The following is a 21,132-nucleotide window of genomic DNA, read 5'->3' as shown; positions in this document are numbered from 1 at the left end:
TCAGGCGTGCAGCTCGAAAACCGGAATGCTGAATGCCGCCCGGCTGATGTCGGCTTCGGTCGACCGCGGCGTCAACCCCGCTGAGTGACCTTTGATCTCCCAGTACCACCGATCCAGATAACGTTGCAGCAGAGGCGTTTTCGCCCCATCGGGAACTTCGGTGACCCTGAGGTTGCGGCTGCGCCAGCGGGGGCCCAGCTCGACATTGCCTGCGGCTCGGACGTTGCGGACCCACTCGGTGTTGCCCCGCGGGGACACCAGGTAGCGCCGGCCGTCGACGGTGAGCACGTTGATCACGACGCCGCGGAGTTTGCCGGTGCGGCGTCCCCGCACCCGCAGCGCGTTGGTGCCGGCCACGCTGATTCCGGCCTCGGCAAGCCAGCGGATCACTTGGTTTCCGGTGCGTGCGATGGTTCCGGGCTGGTCATACCGAGTGGTCATGGTCGTCCTTCCGGCGAATGCGAGAAATAAGAGCAGTGCTCTCTGATTAACGATCTCACGCGAGTCGCAGTAAAACAAGAGCAGTGTTCTCGTTTTGTGTCAGACTGGCGGACGTGGGTAAACGCCAGGACTCCAGGGATCGGATCGAAAGTCGGATCATTGAACTCGGCCGCCGCCACCTGGAGACCGACGGCGCTTCGGGGCTGTCGCTCCGGGCCATCGCCCGCGATCTGGGCATGGTCTCCTCGGCGGTCTATCGGTACGTGCCCAGTCGCGACGAACTGCTCACCCTGCTGCTGGTGGACGCGTACACCGAGCTGGCCGACGTGGCCGAGGCTGCCCGGGCGGCGGCCGGAGCGGACTGGCGCGAACAGATCAAGGCGATCGGCCGGGCGGCACGCGCCTGGGCACTCGGCGTGCCGGCCTGTTGGGCGCTGCTCTACGGCAGTCCGGTGCCCGGCTATCACGCCCCGGCCGAGTCGACCGTGGGGCCGGGTACCCGGGTGGTTGGACTGTTGTTCGACGCAGTGTCTGCCGGTGTCGCCACGGGGGACGTCCGGTCGCCAGGTCATGCTGCGCCGCAAACGATTTCAGCTGATTTCGCGCAATTGCGCGATGAGTTCGGGTTCTCCGGAGATGACGACGCGGTGACTCGGTGTTTCGTGTTGTGGGCGGCGATCGTCGGCGCGATCAGCCTGGAGGTGTTCGGCCAGTACGGGGCTGACACATTGAGCGATCCGGCGGGGGTTTTCGACCTTCAGCTCGACGTGCTGGTCAACATGCTCGCCGCGTAGCGGACCCGGCGTATCGGCGAAACTAGAACACGTTCTAGCAATGCTCGTGTCTCGGCGTTATTGTCTAGTCGATCACTGATCAGACACGTGTCCAGGTTGGCCCGCTGACCGCCGCCCGGACCCCACCCGAGACCGGAGAGACGATGCACACTGTTCCCGAGACCGTCAACGCCGCCGACGTCGCCGAATGGTCCGACGAGGCCGACGTGGTCGTGATCGGCTTCGGCATCGCCGGTGGCTGCGCCGCGGTCAGTGCCGCTGCCGCCGGGGCCAAGGTCCTGGTGCTGGAGAAGGCGGCCGCCGCGGGCGGCACCACGTCCATGGCCGGCGGCCACTTCTACCTCGGCGGCGGCACCGCGGTGCAGCAGGCCACCGGCCACGACGACACCGCCGACGAGATGTACAAGTACCTGGTCGCCGTCGCGCACGACCCCGAACACGACAAGATCCGCGCCTACTGCGACGGCAGCGTCGAGCACTTCAACTGGTTGGAGGACTTGGGCTTTCAGTTCGAACGCAGCTACTACCCGGGCAAGGTCGTGGTGCCGCCGGGCACCGAGGGTCTGTCCTACACCGGCAACGAGAAGGTGTGGCCGTTCTGCGAGCAGGCGAAGGCCGCGCCCCGCGGGCATTCGGTCCCGGTGCCGGGCGAACTCGGCGGCGCGGACATGGTGATCAAGCTGCTGCTGAAGCGCGCCGACGAACTCGGCGTCGAGATGCGCTACGAGACCGGTGCGACCAACCTGGTGGTGGACGAAAACGGTGCTGTGGCCGGCGTCCGCTGGAAGAACTTCGGCGTCACGGGTGCGGTCAAGGCCGGTGCGGTGATCATCGCCGCGGGCGGCTTCGCGATGAATCCGGAGATGGTCGCCGAGCACACGCCGGCACTGGGCCAGAAGCGAAAGACCAAGCACCATGGCGAAGTTGAGCCCTACATCCTGGGCAACCCGAACGACGACGGGCTGGGCATCAAGCTCGGCGTGTCCGCTGGCGGCGTCGCCAAGAACCTGGACCAGCTGTTCATCACCGCCGCCTGCTACCCGCCGGAAATCCTGCTCACCGGCGTCATCGTCAACAAAGACGGCCGGCGGTTCGTCAATGAGGACTCCTACCACTCGCGCACGTCGGCTTTCGTGCTCGAGCAGCCCGACCAGGTGGCCTACCTCATCGTCGACGAGGCGCACACCGAGATGCCGGCGATGCCGCTGATCCGGTTCATCGACGGCTGGGAGACCATCGCGGAAATGGAAGAGGCGCTGGGCATTCCGGCCGGGAACCTGGCCGCGACGCTGGAGCGCTACAACGTCAACGCGGCAGCCGGCGGGGACCCGGACTTCCACAAGCAGCCGGATTATGTTGCGGCGCAGGACAATGGGCCGTGGGCGGCGTTCGACCTGTCGCTGGGCCGGGCCCTGTACTCCGGATTCACCATGGGCGGCCTGTCGGTCAGCATCGACGGCCAGGTGCTGCGCGCAGACGGCACCGCGGTGCCGGGGCTGTACGCGGCGGGCGCCTGCGCGTCGAACATCGCGCAGGACGGTCGGGGCTATGCCAGCGGCACCCAGTTGGGTGAAGGCTCGTTCTTCGGCCGGCGAGCCGGAAAGCACGCCGCCGCACGGTGATCAGACCCGGGCGGGTTCGCCGTCCTGGTCCTCGATGCGGGTGAGCCGCCACTGGCCATCGCCCAGCAGTTCCAGCTCCTGCTGGTGGTGCTGCTCGACGGTGCTGCGGTGGCTGACGCTGACCACGGTGGTGTCGGGCAGCTCGGTCCGAACCAGTTGGTACAGCATCATTTCCAGGCCCTCGTCGAGAGCCGAGGTGGACTCGTCGAAGAACAGGGCCTTCGGTCGGGTCAGCAGCACGCGGGCGAACGCGACGCGCTGCTGCTCGCCGGGGGAGAGCACCTTGGCCCAGTCGTCGACCTCGTCGAGGCGGCCGGCCAGATGCGGCAGCGCGACCTTGGCGAGGACCTCCTGCAACTCGGCGTCGGTGTAGTCCCCGGACTTACGCGGGTAGGACACCACGGTGCGCAGATCGCCCAGCGGCACATAGGGCAGCTGGGACAGGAACAGCGTCTCGTTCTCGTCCATCGGGAAGTGCATGGCGCCGTGACAGAAGGGCCACAGCTTGGCCAGGCTGCGCAACAAGGTGGTCTTGCCGGCACCGGACGGCCCGGTGATCACCAGCGCCTCGCCGGGGTACAGGCACAGATCCAGCGGTGCGATGAGTTCGCGGCCGTCCGGTGTGCTCACCGTGACCTTCTCCAGCGTGATGGTGTCGTCGGGGCAGTCCTCGGTGGCGAGCTCGGGCAGGTGCCGCGCCGCGTCGTTGGCCGTGACCAGGCCGTACAGCCGGATGATGGCAGCGCGGTACCCGGCGAACTGGTCGTACACGTTGCGGAAGAAGGACAGGCCGTCCTGGATGCTGCCGAACGCCGACGCGGTCTGGTTCATGTCGCCGAGCTTGATCTCACCGGCGAGGAAGCGGGGGAACTGCAACACGTACGGCAGCGGCACGATGATCTGACTCATCGACAGGTTCCAGCCGTTGAGGCCGATCATCCGGTTCACGTAGCGCTTGTAGTTGTCGACGACCGGCGCGAACAGCCGCCGCAGACCCGTCCGCTCGGCGAGCTCACCGTGATAGAAGGCGACGGCCTCGGCCGCGTCGCGCATCCGCACGAGCGCGTAACGGAACGCCGCGTTGAAGCGCTCGTTGTCGAACGACAGCCAGATGATCGGGCGGCCGATCCAGAACGTGACGATCGACGCGATCAGCACGTACCCGATGCCGACCCAGAACATCGCCTTGTCGAGGGTGAAGCCGGCGATGGTCAGGGGACCCGACAGGTTCCACAGAATCGCGGTGAACGAAAGCATCGAAGCGATGGCGTTGATGGCGCCGAACAGCAGTGTCGAGGTGGTCATGTTGTTGGGCGTGTTGGGCAGTGGGCCCACGCCGGCGGTGAAGATGTCGACGTCGCTCTGGATGCGCTGGTCCGGGTTGTCGATGGTGTCGTCGATGAACCGCGACCGGTAGTAGGCCTTGCCATCGAGCCAGTCGCCGGTGAGCTGATCCGTCAGCCACGCGCGCCACCTCAGGATGAACCGCTGCGTCATGAACAGATCGAGCATGATGCGCCCGACGTGCAGCGTGGCCAGCAGCGAGAAGATGCCGATCGACATCCAGAACCCGTGCGCGCCCGAGTCTTTCACCGTCTGGTCATGGCCCGCCAGGCCCGAGGCCACCACCTGGAAGCTGGTCATCAGGTCGTTGCTCTGATAACTGAAGAGCACCGTGAGCCGCACGCCGGTGATCACCGACAGCAGCAGCGCCGCCAGCCACACCCACACCTTGATACTTGCGCGGCCGACGAAGTAGCCGCCGGTGATGCGCCAGAACTGCCGCCCCCAGACGGTGAACCGGCCGATGGCGACGAGCACCACCAGTGTCGAGACCGCTGCGATCAGCCAGGCTTTGGCGATCCACCACAGCGATGTCGTGAGCTCACTGCCCCAGTCGAGGGTCGGGGTGAACAAATCCATCCCCGCAAGGTACCCGTGCGCCTCGGGGGCCCGCGCGACGACGGGCACAGACCGTCATGAATCCGTCACTGATGCATGTGGACACGCATATGGCGGCGCCGGACCGGCCCGGTACCTTTGACCTGTGGCGAAAACCAGCACCGCAAAATCCGGCCGGCTGAGCAGCAAGTTCTGGAAGCTGCTCGGTGCTTCCACTGACAAGAACCAGAACCGGTCCATGGATCAGGTTCGGGCGTCGGCGGAATTCGACGACAAGGCCGCGGGGCTGGACGACGAGCAGATCACCAAGGCCGCCAAGCTGCTGGAACTGTCCGACCTGGCCGACGCCGCCGACATCCCGCAGTTCCTGGCCATCGCCCGCGAGGCGGCAGAGCGCACGACGGGCCTCCGTCCGTTCGACGTCCAGTTGCTCGGCGCGCTGCGCATGATGGCCGGCGACGTGGTCGAGATGGCCACCGGTGAGGGCAAGACCCTGGCCGGCGCCATCGCCGCCGCCGGTTACGCGCTGGCCGGCCGCCACGTGCATGTCATCTCGGTCAACGACTACCTGGCCCGCCGCGACGCCGAATGGATGGGCCCGCTGCTGGCCGCCATGGGCCTGACGGTCGGCTGGATCACCGCCGAGTCGACGGCCGACGAACGGCGTGCCGCCTACGAGTGCGACGTCACCTACGCCTCGGTCAACGAGATCGGGTTCGACGTACTGCGCGACCAGCTGGTCACCCACGTCGACGACCTGGTGTCGCCGCGGCCCGACGTCGCCCTGATCGACGAGGCCGACTCGGTGCTGGTCGACGAAGCGCTGGTGCCGCTGGTGCTGGCCGGCACCACCCACCGCGAGACGCCGCGGTTGGAGATCATCCGGCTGGTCGGCGAGATGACGTCGGAGAACCGTGTGGACGACTCGCTGCAGTACTACGACACCGACGCCGACCGCCGGAACGTCCACCTCACCGATGCGGGTGCCCGCAAGCTGGAGAAGGCCCTCGGCGGCATCGACCTCTACTCCGAAGAACACATCGGCACGACGCTGACCGAGGTCAACGTGGCCCTGCACGCGCACGTCCTGCTGCAGCGCGACGTCCATTACATCGTGCGGGACAACGCCGTTCACCTCATCAACGCCTCCCGCGGCCGCATCGCGTCGCTGCAGCGCTGGCCCGACGGCCTGCAGGCCGCCGTCGAGGCCAAGGAAGGCATCGAGACCACCGAGACGGGCGAGGTCCTCGACACCATCACCGTGCAGGCCCTCATCGGCCGCTACCCGACGGTGTGCGGCATGACCGGTACCGCGCTGGCCGCCGGCGAGCAGCTGCGCCAGTTCTACCGGCTCGGGGTGTCGCCGATCCCGCCGAATACGCCGAACATCCGCGAAGACGAGACCGACCGCGTCTACATCACCGCGGCTGCCAAGAACCAGGCCATCATCGAGCACATCCAGAAGATCCACGAGACCGGCCAGCCGGTGCTCGTCGGCACCCGCGACGTCGCCGAATCCGAAGAGCTCCACGCCAAACTGGTCAAGGCCGGGGTGCCCGCCGTGGTGCTGAACGCCAAGAACGACGAGGAAGAGGCCGCCGTCATCGCCGAGGCGGGCAAGCTCGCCACCGTCACCGTCTCCACGCAGATGGCGGGCCGCGGCACCGACATCCGGCTCGGCGGATCCGACGAAGCCGACCACGACGCCGTCGCCGAACTCGGCGGCCTGCACGTCATCGGCACCGGCCGGCACCACACCGAACGCCTCGACAACCAGCTGCGTGGCCGCGCCGGTCGCCAGGGCGACCCGGGATCGTCGGTGTTCTTCTCCAGCTGGGAGGACGACGTCGTCGTCGCGCACCTGGAGCCCGAGAAGCTGCCGATGCAGACCGACGAAGACGGCCGGATCATCAGCGACAAGGCCGGCTCCATGCTGGAGCACGCGCAGCGCGTCGCCGAGGGCCGGCTGCTGGACGTGCACGCCAACACCTGGCGCTACAACCAGCTGACGGCGCAGCAGCGCGCGATCATCGTCGAACGCCGAGAGACGTTGCTGCGCACCACAACCGCGCGCGACGAGCTCAAGGAGCTGGCGCCGGACCGGTACCAGGAACTGGCGGACCAGGTCGGTGACGACGAGCTCGAGCGGATCTGCCGGATGATCATGCTGTACCACCTGGACCGCGGCTGGGCCGACCACCTGGCCTACCTGTCCGACATCCGCGAGAGCATCCACCTGCGCGCGCTGGGCCGCCAGGATCCGCTCGACGAGTTCCACCGCATGGCGGTCGACGCGTTCGCGTCGCTGGCGGCCGACGCCATCGAGGCCGCGCAGCAGACCTTCGAGACCGCCAACGTGCTCGACGACGAACCCGGCCTGGATCTGTCCAAGCTGGCCCGCCCGACGTCGACGTGGACGTACATGATTCACGACAACCCGCTGGCCGACGACACGATGGCAGCACTGAGCCTGCCCGGGGTATTCCGTTAGGTTTAGCCCATGAGCACCACCAACCCGGACGCCGCGTCGAGCGACCGGGTGCTGACGATCCCCAACGCGCTCAGCGCGCTGCGGTTGCTGCTGGTTCCGGTGTTCCTCTACCTGCTGCTGTCGGCGCATGCCAATGGCTGGGCCGTCGCGATCCTGATGTTCAGCGGCTTCTCGGACTGGGCGGACGGCAAGATCGCCCGGCTGGTGCCGAACCAGTCGTCGCGGCTCGGCGAGCTGCTGGACCCTCTGGTCGACCGGATCTACATGCTGGTCGTACCGGTCGCGCTGGCCATCGCGCACATCGTGCCGTGGTGGTTCGTGCTCACCCTGATCGCCCGGGACCTGGTGCTGGCCGCGACCCTGCCACTGGTGCGCAGCCGCGGTCTCACCGCACTGCCGGTGACCTACATCGGTAAGGCTGCGACCTTCGCGTTGATGTCCGGGTTCCCGCTGGTGCTGCTGGGGCAGTGGCCTGACGCGTGGAGCCGGGTGGTGCTGGCCTGCGGCTGGGCGTTCCTGGTGTGGGGCATGGCCATGTACCTGTGGTCCGCGGTGCTGTACCTGATCCAGGTGACCATGGTGCTGCGGGAACTGCCCCCGGGGGCGAGGTCCGCGGCGTGACAGATGCCGGGGCACCCCGGGACCGGGCACTGGGCGGCTACCGCCCGGAAGCGGGCCGCAACAGTCACGTCGCCGACGAGCCGGTCCGGATTCCCGTGCCGTCACTGCTGCGGTCGCTGCTCACCGATCACCTGGACCCCGGTTATGCCGCCGCGGCCGAGCGCCGCAAAGCGGACGGCGACGGTGCCCGGCGCGGTCGCTCCCGGCGGTTGGCCGACGGTGCGTGGCTGCTGGTCGGCGTCGCCGCGGTGTCGGTGGTGTTCGTGACGGCGGCACAGCATGCGGTGTCGATGGCCCCTGCCAACGACCAGACCCAGCACGTCCTGTCGGCCAACGCGCGTACCGCGGAAGCGCGCACCCGCGACAGCACCGCCACCCGGGACGCGCTGGCCGGCCAGGTGGAGGCCGCACGCCGTGGCCGGCTGGCCGGCGACGCGAAAGGCCGTGAACTGCTGGCCGCCCTCGAGCAGGCCGAGTTCGGCGCGGGCGTGACCGCGGTGACCGGCCCCGGCCTCACCGTCACCGTCACCGAGCCCCCGCCGAGCCCGAACCTGTCCGACGTGTCGAAGCAGCGGGTCGCCGGCAGCCCGCAGATCATCCTGGACCGGGACCTGCAGCTGGCCGTCAACTCCTTGTGGGCCGCCGGTGCCGAGGCGGTGTCCGTCGGCGGCGTACGGATCGGGCCGAACGTGACCATGCGGCAGGCCGGCGGTGGCATCCTCGTCGACAACCAGCCGGTGGCCAGCCCGTACGTCGTCGTCGCCATCGGGCCGCCGCACGCCATGCAGGAGGTGTTCGAGCAGACCCCTGCCATGCAGCGGCTGATGCTGCTCGCGCAGTCGTACGGGGTGGGGATCAGCGTCCAGACCCGGGACCGGCTGACGGTGTCGGCCGCGTCGGTACGAGATGTCAACTTCGCCAAGGAGATTGGACCAAAGTGAGCAGGGCTACATGATCGGGATCGCGGCACTTGTGGTCGGCATCGTGCTGGGGTTGATCTTCCACCCCAGCGTGCCCGAGGCGGTCCAGCCGTACCTGCCGATCGCCGTGGTGGCGGCGCTCGACGCGGTGTTCGGCGGACTGCGGGCCTACCTGGAGCGCATCTTCGACGCGAAGGTCTTCGTGATCTCGTTCGTCTTCAACGTCCTGGTCGCCGCCGTGATCGTCTATGTCGGCGACCAGCTGGGCGTGGGCACCCAGCTGTCCACCGCGATCATCGTGGTGCTGGGCATCCGGATCTTCGGCAACGCGGCGGCGCTGCGGCGCAGGTTGTTCGGGGCGTGACGGTGCACCATGGCTGACGACGAACAGCACGCGGAAGAAGAACACCACGGCCGGCACGAGCTGCCCGACGGCGTTCCGGCGCGGCTGCCGCGCAGCCGGTCGCAGTTGATGTTCGGCGCGCTGGCCGTACTGCTCTGCGTGCTGCTCGGGGTGGCCATCGCGACGCAGGTGCGCCAGACAGAATCGGGTGACGCGCTCGACACCGCGCGGCCTGCCGACCTGCTGGTGCTGCTCGACTCACTGCAACAGCGCGAGGCGTCCCTCAACACCGAGGTGGCGGACCTGCAGAAGACGCTGTCGTCGTTGCAGGCGTCGGGCAACAGCGACCAGGCCGCCATCGAGAACGCGCAGGCGCGGCTGCGTGCCCTGTCGATCCTGATCGGCACGGTCGCGGCGACCGGCCCGGGCGTCACCATCACCATCGAGGACATCGCGCCCGGCGTGTCACCCGAGACCTTGCTCGACGTCATCAACGAGTTGCGCGCCGCCGGCGCCGAGGCCATGGAGATCCGGTCGGGACGCGGCGACCAGCAGACCGCGGTGCGGGTCGGCGTCGACACCTGGGTGACCGGCACCGCGGGCGCGCTGGTGGTCGACAACGTGACCATGAACCCGCCCTATTCCATTCTCGCCATTGGGGATCCGCCGACGCTCGCGGCCGCGATGAACATCCCGGGCGGGGCGATGGACAGTGTGAAACGCGTTGGCGGCACAATGTCCGTGCAACAGGCCGACACGATCGACGTGAGTGCCCTGCGGCAACCGAAACCGCGCCAATACGCTCAGCCCGTCAAGTAGACGCCGGGCCTGATCGTCGAGCCGTATCCTTACTGACCGAAAACACACTGACCTGAACTCGCAAGGAGCGTCGTGAGCGAAACGCCAGCCGATCTGCTGTACACCACCGAGCACGAATGGGTGCGCCGCACCGGCGAGGGCACCGTGCGGGTCGGAATCACCGATTTCGCGCAGGGTGCGCTGGGTGACGTCGTCTACGTCGATCTGCCCGAGGTCGGTACCACCGTGGCCGCCGGCGACGTGTTCGGTGAGGTCGAATCGCCCAAGACGACGTCGGAGCTGTACGCCCCGATCGCCGCGAAAATCGTTGCGGTCAACGGTGATCTGGAAGGCTCGCCCGACCTGGTCAACTCCGATCCGTACGACGGCGGCTGGCTCATCGAACTGCAGGCCGACGCGGCCGAACTGGATGGCCAGCTCGCCGGTCTGCTCGACGCGGACGGCTACCGGGCGACCCTGGACGAGTAACCCTTTTGTTAGGGTGCTGCGGTCCGGTTCGGCCGTGGCGACACCAAAGTCGGCGCGGCGGATCCGGTGGTGGCGGGCACACTGGCCCGCGCCGCGCGGTACGGTCAATAGTGAGACGTATGCGACATTCGATGACTGCTGGCAGCACCTGCCGGCTGGTCGTGCAAAAGAGCGCCACAGCAGCCAGTAGAGGAGCAGCGCGTGACGGATAACGACAGCGGTTCGGGGACCGATTTCGGCTCCGAGGAGGCAACGGTGGAGACCACTTCGGTCTTCCGGGCGGACTTCCTCAATGAGCTCGACGCCCCGGCTTCGACGAGCGGCACCAGTGCCGTCTCCGGAGTTGAAGGACTGCCGGTGGGCTCGGCCCTGCTGGTGGTCAAGCGCGGGCCGAATGCCGGCTCGCGATTCCTGCTGGATCAGCCGAGCACCTCGGCAGGCCGTCATCCCGACAGCGACATCTTCCTCGACGACGTGACGGTGAGCCGTCGCCACGCCGAGTTCCGGCTCGAGTCCGGTGAGTTCCAGGTGGTCGACGTCGGCAGCCTCAACGGCACCTACGTCAACCGCGAGCCCGTCGACTCGGCGGTGCTGGCCAACGGGGACGAGGTCCAGATCGGCAAGTTCCGCCTGGTGTTCCTGACCGGCCCCAAGACCGACGACAGCTCGGCTGGTTAGACCGGCGGTCAGTCGATGACGCAGCCCGACCGCAGTGCAGTGGCCGGGATGTCGATCGGAGCGGTGTTCGACCTGCTCCGGCCAGACTTCCCGGATGTGACCATCTCCAAGATCCGGTTCCTGGAGGAACAGGGTCTGGTCACGCCCGAACGCACTGGGTCGGGCTACCGTCGTTTTACGGCCTATGACTGCGCGCGGCTGCGGTTCATCCTGTCCGCGCAGCGGGACCAGTACCTGCCGCTCAAGGTCATCAAGGCCCAGCTGGACGCCCAGCCCGACGGCGCGCTGCCGTCGAACGGATCCGCTTACGGCGTACCGAAATTGGTTCCGGATCCCGACAGCGACCAGGCCGGCGGCCCGGCTGACGTCGCACCCGCCCAGGTCCGGCTCAGCCGCGAGGACCTGCTGCAGCGCTCCGGGATCAAGCCGGAGCTGTTGGCCGCGCTGGTCAAGAGCGGCGTGATCATCCCCGGCCCGGCGGGGTTCTTCGACGAACATGCCGTGGTCATCGCACAATGCGCCCATGCGCTGGGCGAATACGGTGTCGAACCGCGGCACCTGCGGGCCTTCCGGTCCGCCGCCGACCGGCAGTCGGACCTGATCGCCCAGATCGCCGGCCCCATCGGAAAAGCCGGCAACGCCGGGGCCCGGGACCGGGCCGACGAACTGGCCCGCGAGGTCGCGGCGCTCGCCATCACGCTGCACACGTCTCTGATCAAGTCTGCCGTGCGCGACGTTCTCGATCGCTGAGGACTAGACTCGAATTCGTTGATGGCACACGGATTGCGGAGGGCAGACGCAGATGGGCGAGGTTCGTGTGGTCGGCATTCGGGTGGAACAGCCGCAGAACCAACCCGTGCTCTTGCTGCGCGAATCCGACGGTGACCGCTACCTGCCGATCTGGATCGGGCAGTCCGAAGCGGCCGCGATCGCGCTCGAGCAGCAGGGCGTCTCGCCGGCTCGGCCCCTGACGCACGACCTGATCAAGGATCTGATTGCCGCGCTTGGTCATTCGCTGCGCGAGGTGCGCATCGTGGACCTGCAGGAAGGCACCTTCTACGCCGACCTGGTGTTCGACCGCGACATCACGGTGTCGGCGCGGCCGTCGGACTCGGTGGCCATCGCGCTGCGGGTGGGCGTACCGATCTACGTCGAGGAAGCGGTACTCGCAGAGGCGGGTCTGCTCATCCCGGACGAGGGTGACGAGGAGTCGTCCGGCCCCGTGCGCGAGGACGAGGTCGAGAAGTTCAAGGAGTTCCTCGACAGCATTTCGCCGGACGATTTCAAGGCGACTTAGGTCGGAGTGCGCTGTCCCGGAGGGCCCTTGTTACGGATGCATCTCAGTTAGGTCAGCGCGTGTCGACACTCGGTGCGCCGTTTGCGGATTCGCCGAATCCGCGCCACATACTTTCCTCGTTCTGGTGACGGGCTGAAGTGGCCCGGCGGGAAGCGTATGCTCGACACATTCGAGCAGCGGACATGCCCGCCGAGCAGCAGTGGCCGCCAGGCAGGTTAGTTCGATCGGCGAGAGGATCAGGCAGTGGGCGACGAGACGCCACGTCAAGAGCAGTTGGACCTGACGACCAACGGCGCGCCTGAGCAGGCCGCCCCGACACCGGCTCCCGTGCCGGTGCAGGCAGGCCTGTTCCCTGACGAGTCTGTTCCCGACGAACTGGTCGGCTACCGCGGGCCGAGCGCCTGCCAGATCGCCGGCATCACCTACCGTCAGCTGGACTACTGGGCCCGCACCTCGCTGGTCGTGCCGTCGATCCGCGGCGCCGCCGGCTCCGGCAGCCAGCGCCTGTACTCGTTCAAGGACATCCTGGTCCTCAAGATCGTCAAGCGGCTGCTGGACACCGGCATCTCGCTGCACAACATCCGCGTCGCGGTCGACCACCTGCGCCAGCGCGGCGTACATGACCTGGCGAACATCACGCTGTTCTCGGACGGCACCACGGTGTACGAGTGCACGTCGGCCGAAGAGGTCGTCGACCTGCTGCAGGGCGGTCAGGGCGTGTTCGGCATCGCGGTTTCGGGCGCCATGCGTGAGCTGACCGGCGCCATCGCCGACTTCCCGGGTGAGCGTGCCGACGGCGGCGAGTCCATCGCCGCGCCCGAGGACGAACTCGCCTCGCGTCGCAAGCAGCGCGACCGCAAGATCGGCTGAGTCCCGCCAACCCAAGCACGAGCAACGGCCCCTCTCCCCACGGAGAGGGGCCGTTTGCTGTCCATTCGTGACCATCGGTGACCGACCGGTAGACTGGCGCGCGCATCGTCCCGACGCGGGAGAGTTCTGTGGCCGCCAGCCATGGACGCCGAAGGAGCAATACCTCTCCATCAACCTCTCAGGCCCCCGGACCGCGCCGGAGCCCGATGCCTCTGGAAAGCGGCGAGCTGCGACTCGCCCGCCCATGGGGAAAGGCCGACCACGCCGTCGGGCCGAATCTCTCAGGCACCGACGACAGAGGGGGAGGAACCCCTAGCGGTTCCGTGGCAAGCCTGCCCCGAGCCTGAACGTCTGGAGAGGCCGTCATGACCGACAGCACGTCCCGTTCCTCTGCCGAGCACCACCAGCTTCGCTTCGTCGACCGGCACATCGGTCCGGATGCCGGCGCGGTGGCCACCATGCTCGAGATCATCGGCGTCGACTCGCTCGAAGAGCTCGCCGCCAAGGCCCTGCCCGCGGGCATCCTCGATGCCCTGTCCAGCGCCGGCCTGGCCCCCGGCCTCGACGAACTGCCGGCCCCGGCCTCCGAAGAGCAGTCGCTGGCCGAGCTGCGGGCGCTCGCCGAGACCAACACCGTCGCGGTGTCGATGATCGGCCAGGGCTACTTCGACACCCTGACCCCGGCCGTGCTGCGCCGCAACATCCTCGAGAACCCGGCCTGGTACACGGCCTACACGCCGTACCAGCCGGAGATCAGCCAGGGCCGGCTGGAGGCCCTGCTCAACTTCCAGACCATGGTCACCGACCTGACCGGCATGGAGATCGCCAACGCCTCGATGCTCGACGAGGCCACCGCCGCCGCCGAGGCCATGACGCTGATGCACCGCGCCGTCAAGGGCGACTGCCGCCGCCTGGCCGTCGACGCCGACATCTACCCGCAGACCGCGGCCGTGCTGGCCACTCGCGCCGAACCGCTGAACATCGAGATCGTCACCGCCGACCTGCGCGACGGCCTGCCCGAAGGCGACTTCTTCGGCGTCATCGCCCAGGTGCCGGGGGCCAGCGGCGCGGTCAACGACTGGTCCGCGCTGATCGCGCAGGCTCACGAGCGCGGTGCGCTGGTCGCCATCGGTGCGGACCTGCTGGCGCTGACGCTCGTCACCCCGCCCGGCGAGATCGGCGCCGACGTCGCCTTCGGCACCACGCAGCGTTTCGGCGTGCCGATGGGCTTCGGCGGCCCGCATGCCGGCTACCTGGCCGTGCACGGCAAGCACGCCCGGCAGCTGCCCGGGCGTCTGGTCGGCGTCTCGGTCGACGCCGACGGCGCCAAGGCCTACCGGCTGAGCCTGCAGACCCGCGAACAGCACATCCGCCGCGACCGGGCCACCAGCAACATCTGTACCGCGCAGGTGCTGCTCGCGGTGATCGCCGCGATGTACGCCAGCTACCACGGGCCGCGCGGGCTGACCGCGATCGCGCACCGCGTGCACGGCCACGCCCTCGCGGTGGCCATGGGCCTGAAGGAGGCCGGCGTCGAGGTCGTCCACTCCGGATTCTTCGACACCGTCCTGGCTCGGGTTCCCGGCATGGCCGCGCAGGTGCAGGCGGCCGCCAAGGAGCGCGGCATCAACGTCTGGCTCGTCGACGCCGACCACATCTCGGTGTCCTGCGACGAGGCCACGACCGCCGAGCACGTCGACGCGGTGCTCGCCGCCTTCGGTGCGACGCGCGGCGGCCATCACTGGGACGGCCCCGAAATCCACACCCGCACTTCGGAATTCCTCACCCACCCGGCGTTCTCGCGGTACCGCACCGAGACCGAGATGATGCGCTACCTGCGCTCGCTCGCCGACAAGGACATCGCGCTGGACCGCAGCATGATCCCGCTGGGCTCGTGCACCATGAAGCTCAACGCGGCCGCCGAGATGGAACCCATCACCTGGACCGAGTTCGCGCAGCAGCATCCGTTCGCCCCGGCGTCGGACACCCCGGGTCTGCGCAAGCTGATCGCCGACGTCCAGGCGTGGCTCGTCAGCATCACCGGCTATGACTCGGTGTCGCTGCAGCCCAACGCCGGGTCGCAGGGCGAGTACGCCGGTCTGCTCGCCATCCGCGCCTACCACGAGGCCCGTGGCGAGGCCGGCCGCAACATCTGCCTGATCCCGTCCAGCGCGCACGGCACCAACGCCGCGTCGGCCGCCATGGTCGGCATGAAGGTCGTCGTCGTGGCGTGCCGCGAGAACGGTGACGTCGACCTGGACGACCTGCGCGCCAAGGTCGCCGAGCACGCCAGTGATCTGGCCGCGCTGATGATCACCTACCCGTCGACGCACGGGGTGTACGAGCAGGACGTCGCCGACATCTGCGCCGCCGTGCACGACGCCGGCGGTCAGGTCTACGTCGACGGCGCCAACCTCAACGCCATCGTGGGCCTCGCTCGTCCGGGCAAGTTCGGTGGCGACGTCAGCCACCTGAACCTGCACAAGACCTTCTGCATCCCGCACGGTGGTGGCGGTCCGGGCGTCGGCCCGGTGGCGGTCCGGTCGCACCTCGCGCCGTACCTGCCTGGGCACCCGCTGGCCGCCGAGCTCGCCGACGACCACACCGTGTCGGCGGCGCCGTACGGCTCGGCGTCGATCCTGCCGATCACCTGGGCGTACATCCGGATGATGGGCGCGGCCGGGCTGCGCGCGGCGACGCTGACCGCGATCGCGTCGGCCAACTACATCGCGCGGCGCCTCGACGAGCACTACCCGGTGCTCTACACCGGCGAGAACGGCATGGTCGCCCACGAGTGCATCCTGGACCTGCGGGCCATCACCAAGGCCACCGGCGTCACCGTCGACGACGTGGCAAAGCGCTTGGCGGACTACGGTTTCCACGCGCCGACCATGAGCTTCCCGGTTGCCGGCACGCTGATGGTCGAGCCCACCGAGAGCGAGAGCCTGACCGAGGTCGACGCCTTCATCGCCGCGATGATCGCGATCAAGGCCGAGATCGACCAGGTCGGCTCCGGTGAGTGGCCGGCCGACGACAACCCGCTGCACAACGCGCCGCACACCGCCGAGTGCCTGCTGGTCGACGAGTGGAAGCACCCGTACACCCGCGAGCATGCCGCCTACCCGCTGGGCAAGGGTTTCCGGCCGAAGGTGTGGCCGCCCGTCCGCCGTATCGACGGCGCGTTCGGCGACCGCAACCTGGTCTGCTCTTGCCCGCCGATCGAGGCGTTCGCCTAGGTCCGTGCAAAAACGTCCCGCTCAGCGCTGCTGAGCGGGACGTTTTTGTATGTAGGTCGCGGCGTGTCGCGCGCAGACACGGCCGCTCGCGGGTGGTGAGAAAAACCCGGGTTAGGGCAGGGCCGCGGCGACGGCGTTGACCAGCTCCGGCGCCGCCGAGGTCGGCATGCTGGTGAACGTGCCGCCGGTGAGCTGCGCGACGGCCTGCCACGTCGAACCGTCCGAGTCGGACCCGATGTCGATGACGTTGACCGCCAGCGGCCGGGCCGGATCGAACGCCGACTTGATGTAGTCCTGCAGGCCCTGGCCGTCCAGCGACTGGTCGGTGTGCGGGCCCGAGGTGATCAGCAGGATCGAATTCGCCTGGCCGTCGACATATTTCGACATCGCATCGCCGTAGAGCATGCGCAGCGTCGTGAACGAGACGTGCCCGCCACCCGACGAGCTCTGGCTGTTCAGGTTCGAGATCAGCTGCGTCGAATGCGCCTGCTCGCTCAGCGGCGCCACCGGAATCTCGCTGCGCCCCGAGACGCCGTCGAACGTCCACAGACCCACCGAGCTGTTCGGCGACATCGCCTTGAGCCGGTCCATCAGCGCGGTGGTCACGTTGCCCAGGCGGGTCTTGGCGCCATCGCTGGTCGGCATCGATTGGTCCAGCATGATCGTCACGGCGCCGCTCTTCGAGGTGCCGCCGACGGCGTTCGCCAGCGTGGCGCGCGTGCCCGTGTCGCCGACGGCGAGGGCGTCGGGCAGGGAGCCGAGGTTCACCACGTCGTTCTTCGGGGGATTGCCGCCGCTGACGCGGAAGCCGGCCTTGGACAGCTCGGCGAGCTGTTCGGGCTTGCGCAGGAAGCGCTCGAACTCGCTGGCCGCGGTGACCTCCTCGTGCGACAGGCCCTCGCCGCCGAGCAGCACGGCGGGGTAGTCGGCGACCGCCGGTGCGCCGGGCGGCAGCCAGGCCGCCAGCTTGCCCTTGGCGTTGTCGGTGTGTTGCGACCGCTGGTAGAGCTGCTGTTCGGTGGTGACGACGGCGTGCACCGGCGCCGTGGCCGGGTCGCTCGCGGAGATGAGGGCATCCAGCGCCGTCGAGGCCTTGGGGTCCGCGAGTTTCGGCTGTGCGGCCGTCAACCGGTGCACGGCACCGGCGCCGGCGTTGACCGGGCCGCCGTTGGCCGCGGCCGAGGCGACGGCTTCGGCCGCCAGATATGCCGCGTCACTGTTGTCGACGGTCGGCACGGCCAGCCGCAGCGAACCCCAGCCCGGCAGGCTCAAGCCGTCCAGCGCCGTCGGGTTCGTCTGCAGTGCCGGCAAGGTGCCCCAATTCTGTTGGGCCAGAGCGTCTTTGAGCTGTGGCCTGACAGCCAGCAGCACGGGCGAGGTCGCCAGCGACTTGGCTTCACCGCTGACAGCCTGCTCGCCGGCGCCGGCCACCAGCCGGGCCGCCGACACCGAGCTCGCCGGCACCCACAGTGCGGGCCGCGGACCCAGGTTCGACGGCCACTTGTTCACCACCCCGTCGACGACGGTGGTCGGGTCGGTCGCCTTGACCTCGACCTTGACGCACTTGTCGCCGATGGGCGCGGCGGTCTGGCTGTACTTGCCGGCCAGCGAGTTGAGCGCATCGGAGATCGACGGGTCGGCCAGCACGGGCACGCTGACCGAGCCGGACACGCACCGCGCCGAGGCCTCGCGGCTGCGGTCGGACAGCACGCTGCCGAAGAACCGCCACAGGATCACCGCGGCGACGACGACCACGACGGTCACGAGCGCGGCGATGACCCCGACGCTGACGCCGCGGCGCTTGGTCTGAATGGCCCGGTGGCTGCCGGTCCATTCGCCGCCCTCCCAGTCGCCGCCGTGCGACCGGACCGAGGCCCGGCGCGGGACGGACGGGAACGCCTGGGTGACGCTGTCGGCGCCGGTGAGGTCGGGCTGGTCCGAATAGTCGGGCTCGCCGTAGTCGGGTTCGTCGGTCTCGTACCGGTCGCCGTTGTCGGACGGCGGCGCGGCGGGGGGTGGGGTGGCAGCACGCGGGTTCTCGGCAGCAGGCATCCCGTGCATCTCGGCCCAGTCGTCGGGCACCCGGAATCCCAGCACGCCGGTCGCGGTGTCGTCGGCTTCCGGGATGTCGGGCGACAGCGCGTCGTAGTCGGAGACCGCGTCGTCGCGTGATTCGTCGGCGTTCGATTCGTCGTCGTCGGGAGCTCTGTGCCTACCCATTGGTGTCTGCTCCTGGTGTCGGCGTGCAATCGGCGGACCCGTGTCGAGTGACGCGGGCCCGCCGAATTTTAATCAACGATGATGGGGGAGTTGACCGTTCACGAACCGGCGTGTGCGGCCTTGAACTCCCGCCGGCGCCGATGCAGGATCGGCTCGGTGTAACCGTTGGGCTGGCTGCAACCCTCGAGGATCAGCTCCTGCGCGGCCTGGAAGGCGATGCTGCCCTCCGGATCCGGGGCCATCGGCAGGTACGCGGGATCACCGGCGTTCTGCTCGTCGACCACCGCGGCCATCCGGCGCAGGCTCGCCTTCACGTCGTCCTCGGTGATGACGCCGTGCCGCAGCCAGTTGGCCAGCAGCTGGCTGGAGATGCGCAGCGTGGCGCGGTCCTCCATGAGGGCGATGTTGTGGATGTCCGGCACCTTCGAGCAGCCGACGCCCTGGTCGATCCAGCGCACCACGTAGCCGAGGATCGACTGGCAGTTGTTGTCGACCTCTTCGTGGATCTCCTCGGGCGCCCAGGCCAGTTCCTTGGCCAGCGGGATGGTCAGCAGTTCGGCGCGGGTGGTGCGCTTCTTGCCGGCCAGCTCCTTCTGGACCTCGGACACGTCGACCTGGTGGTAGTGCATGGCGTGCAGCGTCGCGCCGGTGGGCGAGGGCACCCACGCGGTGGTGGCGCCGGCCTTGGGCTGACCGATCTTCTGCTCGACCATGTCGGCCATCAGGTCGGTCATGGCCCACATGCCCTTGCCGATCTGGGCGCGGCCGGCCAGGCCGCACGCCAGGCCGGTGTCGACGTTGGCGTCCTCGTAGGCCTTGATCCAGGTCTGGGTCTTCATGGCGCCCTTGCGCACCATCGGACCGGCCTCCATCGAGGTGTGGATCTCGTCGCCGGTGCGGTCCAGGAAGCCGGTGTTGATGAACACCACGCGGTCGGCGGCAGCCTTGATACAGGCCTTGAGGTTGACCGTCGTCCGGCGCTCCTCGTCCATGATGCCGACCTTGAGGGTGGCCTCGGGCAGGCCGAGGACGTCCTCGACGCGGCTGAACAGCTCGCAGGTGAAGCCGACCTCGTCGGGCCCGTGCATCTTGGGCTTCACGATGTAGACCGAGCCGGTGCGGCTGTTGGTCAGCTCGCCGTTCTCCTCGGTGGACTTCAGGCCGTGCATGGCGATCAGGCCGGTGAACAGCGCATCCTGGATGCCCTCGGGAATCTCGTTGCCCTCGGCGTCGATGATGGCGTCGTTGGTCATCAGGTGGCCGACGTTGCGGACGAACAGCAGGCTGCGGCCCGGCAGGGTCAGTTCACCCTCGCCGTCCGGCGTGGTGAACACGCGGTCGGGGTTGAGCACGCGGGTGAAGGTCTTGCCGCCCTTGCTGACCTCTTCGGACAGGTCGCCCTTGTTCAGGCCCAGCCAGTTGCGGTAACCGAGCACCTTGTCGTCGGCGTCGACGGCCGCGACCGAGTCCTCGAAGTCCATGATCGTGGTGACCGCGGACTCCAGCACGACGTCCTTGATGCCGGCCTTGTCGGTCGAGCCGACCGGCGAGGTGGGGTCGACCAGGATCTCGATGTGCAGTCCGTGGTGCTTGAGCAGCACCGACCACGAGGCATCCCCGAGCTGGCCGGTGTAGCCGACGAACTCTTCGGGGTTCGCCAGGCCGACCGACGAGCGCTCGCGCGAGGAGTCAGCTGCCTGAGCCAGGTCGTCTTCAAATTCGGCCTGCAGCTGGTGCTCGTCGTCGATCTTCAGACCGGTGACGTCGGCCCACGAGCCGGCCGCCAGCGGGACGGCCTGGTCCAGGAAGTTGCGGGCGTAGGCGATCACCTTGTCGCCGCGCACCTTGTTGTAGCCACCCTTGCCGGCCTCGGCGCCGCCCTCGTCGGAGATGACGTCGGTGCCATACAGCGCGTCGTACAGCGAACCCCAGCGGGCGTTGGCGGCGTTGAGCGCGAACCGGGCGTTCAGGATCGGCACCACCAGCTGCGGTCCCGCGGTGCTGGTGATCTCCGGGTCGACGCCCGAGGTCGTGATGCTGAAGTCGGCCGGTTCCGGCTGCAGGTAGCCGATCTCGGACAGGAACTCCTGGTAGGAGGTCTTGAACTCGTCGGTGTCGACGGGGTCGATGACGCGGGCGCGGTGCCACTTGTCGATCTGCGCCTGGAGGTCGTCACGGCGGGCCAGCAGGTCCTGGTTCTGCGGGGTCAGGTCGGTGACAACCTTGTCGACCCCCGCCCAGAAGCTGTCCGGATCGACCCCGGTGCCGGGCAGAGCCTCGTTGGTGATGAAGTCGTGCAGTACGCGGGCCACCCGCAGATTTCCCACCGTCACACGATCAGTCATTTTCTTCTTCCTCCTAAGCAGCCCACACGGCGACCATCCACTTTACCCGTGGGTAACCGCAGCTC

Annotated in this window: 17 protein-coding genes and 1 riboswitch; of the genes, 13 read left to right on the top strand and 4 right to left on the bottom strand. The window is 68.4% G+C overall.

The window, feature by feature from the left end; translation table 11 throughout:
- Positions 1 to 441 carry a nitroreductase/quinone reductase family protein gene (locus ACJH7A_RS04675; RefSeq protein WP_406801483.1) on the bottom strand — a complete coding sequence of 147 codons (441 nt, stop codon included), beginning with the start codon at positions 439 to 441 and terminating at the stop codon, positions 1 to 3.
- A 113-nt stretch (positions 442 to 554) separates the two neighbouring features.
- On the opposite strand from ACJH7A_RS04675, the gene ACJH7A_RS04670 reads away from it, so the two are divergent.
- On the top strand, positions 555 to 1,235 hold the full coding sequence (locus ACJH7A_RS04670) for a TetR/AcrR family transcriptional regulator (protein WP_073697515.1): 681 nt from the start codon (positions 555 to 557) through the stop codon (positions 1,233 to 1,235).
- 143 nt (positions 1,236 to 1,378) lie between these two features.
- On the top strand, positions 1,379 to 2,857 hold the full coding sequence (locus ACJH7A_RS04665) for an FAD-binding protein (RefSeq protein WP_406801482.1): 1,479 nt from the start codon (positions 1,379 to 1,381) through the stop codon (positions 2,855 to 2,857).
- Here the strand turns inward: ACJH7A_RS04665 and ACJH7A_RS04660 are convergent, their stop codons facing one another.
- Positions 2,858 to 4,780, bottom strand: coding sequence for an ABC transporter ATP-binding protein/permease (locus tag ACJH7A_RS04660; protein WP_406801481.1), 1,923 nt, complete (start codon positions 4,778 to 4,780; stop codon positions 2,858 to 2,860).
- Between the two features lie 124 nt (positions 4,781 to 4,904).
- On the opposite strand from ACJH7A_RS04660, the gene secA2 reads away from it, so the two are divergent.
- The 11 genes from secA2 (at position 4,905) to gcvP (ending at position 16,502) form a co-directional block, all read left to right on the top strand.
- On the top strand, positions 4,905 to 7,250 hold the full coding sequence (gene secA2 / locus ACJH7A_RS04655; protein ID WP_406801480.1) for an accessory Sec system translocase SecA2: 2,346 nt from the start codon (positions 4,905 to 4,907) through the stop codon (positions 7,248 to 7,250).
- A 9-nt stretch (positions 7,251 to 7,259) separates the two neighbouring features.
- Positions 7,260 to 7,871, top strand: coding sequence for a CDP-alcohol phosphatidyltransferase family protein (locus tag ACJH7A_RS04650; RefSeq protein ID WP_406801479.1), 612 nt, complete (start codon positions 7,260 to 7,262; stop codon positions 7,869 to 7,871).
- The gene (locus ACJH7A_RS04645; protein WP_406801478.1) at positions 7,868 to 8,812 is read left to right on the top strand and encodes a DUF881 domain-containing protein; all 945 of its coding nucleotides are present in this window, start codon (positions 7,868 to 7,870) and stop codon (positions 8,810 to 8,812) included. Before ACJH7A_RS04650 ends, ACJH7A_RS04645 begins: the two co-directional genes overlap by 4 nt.
- A gap of 10 nt (positions 8,813 to 8,822) precedes the next feature.
- Positions 8,823 to 9,155: a small basic family protein gene (locus ACJH7A_RS04640; RefSeq protein ID WP_020100154.1), complete on the top strand. Its 333-nt coding sequence runs from the start codon at positions 8,823 to 8,825 to the stop codon at positions 9,153 to 9,155.
- A gap of 9 nt (positions 9,156 to 9,164) precedes the next feature.
- Positions 9,165 to 9,953, top strand: a complete 789-nt coding sequence (locus ACJH7A_RS04635) for a DUF881 domain-containing protein (RefSeq protein WP_212814381.1) — start codon at positions 9,165 to 9,167, stop codon at positions 9,951 to 9,953.
- Between the two features lie 72 nt (positions 9,954 to 10,025).
- Positions 10,026 to 10,421 carry a glycine cleavage system protein GcvH gene (gene gcvH / locus ACJH7A_RS04630; protein ID WP_212814383.1) on the top strand — a complete coding sequence of 132 codons (396 nt, stop codon included), beginning with the start codon at positions 10,026 to 10,028 and terminating at the stop codon, positions 10,419 to 10,421.
- Positions 10,422 to 10,622: 201 nt separating this feature from the next.
- Positions 10,623 to 11,099 carry a glycogen accumulation regulator GarA gene (gene garA / locus ACJH7A_RS04625; RefSeq protein ID WP_020100157.1) on the top strand — a complete coding sequence of 159 codons (477 nt, stop codon included), beginning with the start codon at positions 10,623 to 10,625 and terminating at the stop codon, positions 11,097 to 11,099.
- Between the two features lie 15 nt (positions 11,100 to 11,114).
- Positions 11,115 to 11,849, top strand: a complete 735-nt coding sequence (locus ACJH7A_RS04620) for a MerR family transcriptional regulator (RefSeq protein WP_212814385.1) — start codon at positions 11,115 to 11,117, stop codon at positions 11,847 to 11,849.
- A gap of 52 nt (positions 11,850 to 11,901) precedes the next feature.
- Positions 11,902 to 12,396 (top strand): bifunctional nuclease family protein, encoded by a 495-nt coding sequence (locus ACJH7A_RS04615; protein ID WP_020100159.1) that lies wholly within the window; start codon positions 11,902 to 11,904, stop codon positions 12,394 to 12,396.
- Positions 12,397 to 12,639: 243 nt separating this feature from the next.
- Positions 12,640 to 13,266 (top strand): MerR family transcriptional regulator, encoded by a 627-nt coding sequence (locus ACJH7A_RS04610; protein ID WP_020100160.1) that lies wholly within the window; start codon positions 12,640 to 12,642, stop codon positions 13,264 to 13,266.
- Between the two features lie 106 nt (positions 13,267 to 13,372).
- Positions 13,373 to 13,470, top strand: a riboswitch (glycine riboswitch).
- 161 nt (positions 13,471 to 13,631) lie between these two features.
- On the top strand, positions 13,632 to 16,502 hold the full coding sequence (gene gcvP, locus ACJH7A_RS04605; protein WP_212814387.1) for an aminomethyl-transferring glycine dehydrogenase: 2,871 nt from the start codon (positions 13,632 to 13,634) through the stop codon (positions 16,500 to 16,502).
- 111 nt (positions 16,503 to 16,613) lie between these two features.
- On the opposite strand, the gene ACJH7A_RS04600 is transcribed toward gcvP, so the two are convergent.
- Both ACJH7A_RS04600 and ACJH7A_RS04595 read right to left on the bottom strand, forming a co-directional pair.
- Positions 16,614 to 18,722 (bottom strand): substrate-binding domain-containing protein, encoded by a 2,109-nt coding sequence (locus ACJH7A_RS04600; RefSeq protein ID WP_212814389.1) that lies wholly within the window; start codon positions 18,720 to 18,722, stop codon positions 16,614 to 16,616.
- Positions 18,723 to 18,820: 98 nt separating this feature from the next.
- Positions 18,821 to 21,067: a malate synthase G gene (locus ACJH7A_RS04595; RefSeq protein ID WP_406801477.1), complete on the bottom strand. Its 2,247-nt coding sequence runs from the start codon at positions 21,065 to 21,067 to the stop codon at positions 18,821 to 18,823.
- Positions 21,068 to 21,132 lie beyond the last annotated feature (65 nt).

Source organism: Mycobacterium sp. SMC-17, from assembly GCF_045310915.1.
In the GTDB taxonomy this organism is placed as follows: domain Bacteria; phylum Actinomycetota; class Actinomycetes; order Mycobacteriales; family Mycobacteriaceae; genus Mycobacterium.
The sequence above is the reverse complement of the archived record's forward strand: the minus strand, read 5'-3'. Positions and strand labels throughout refer to the sequence as shown.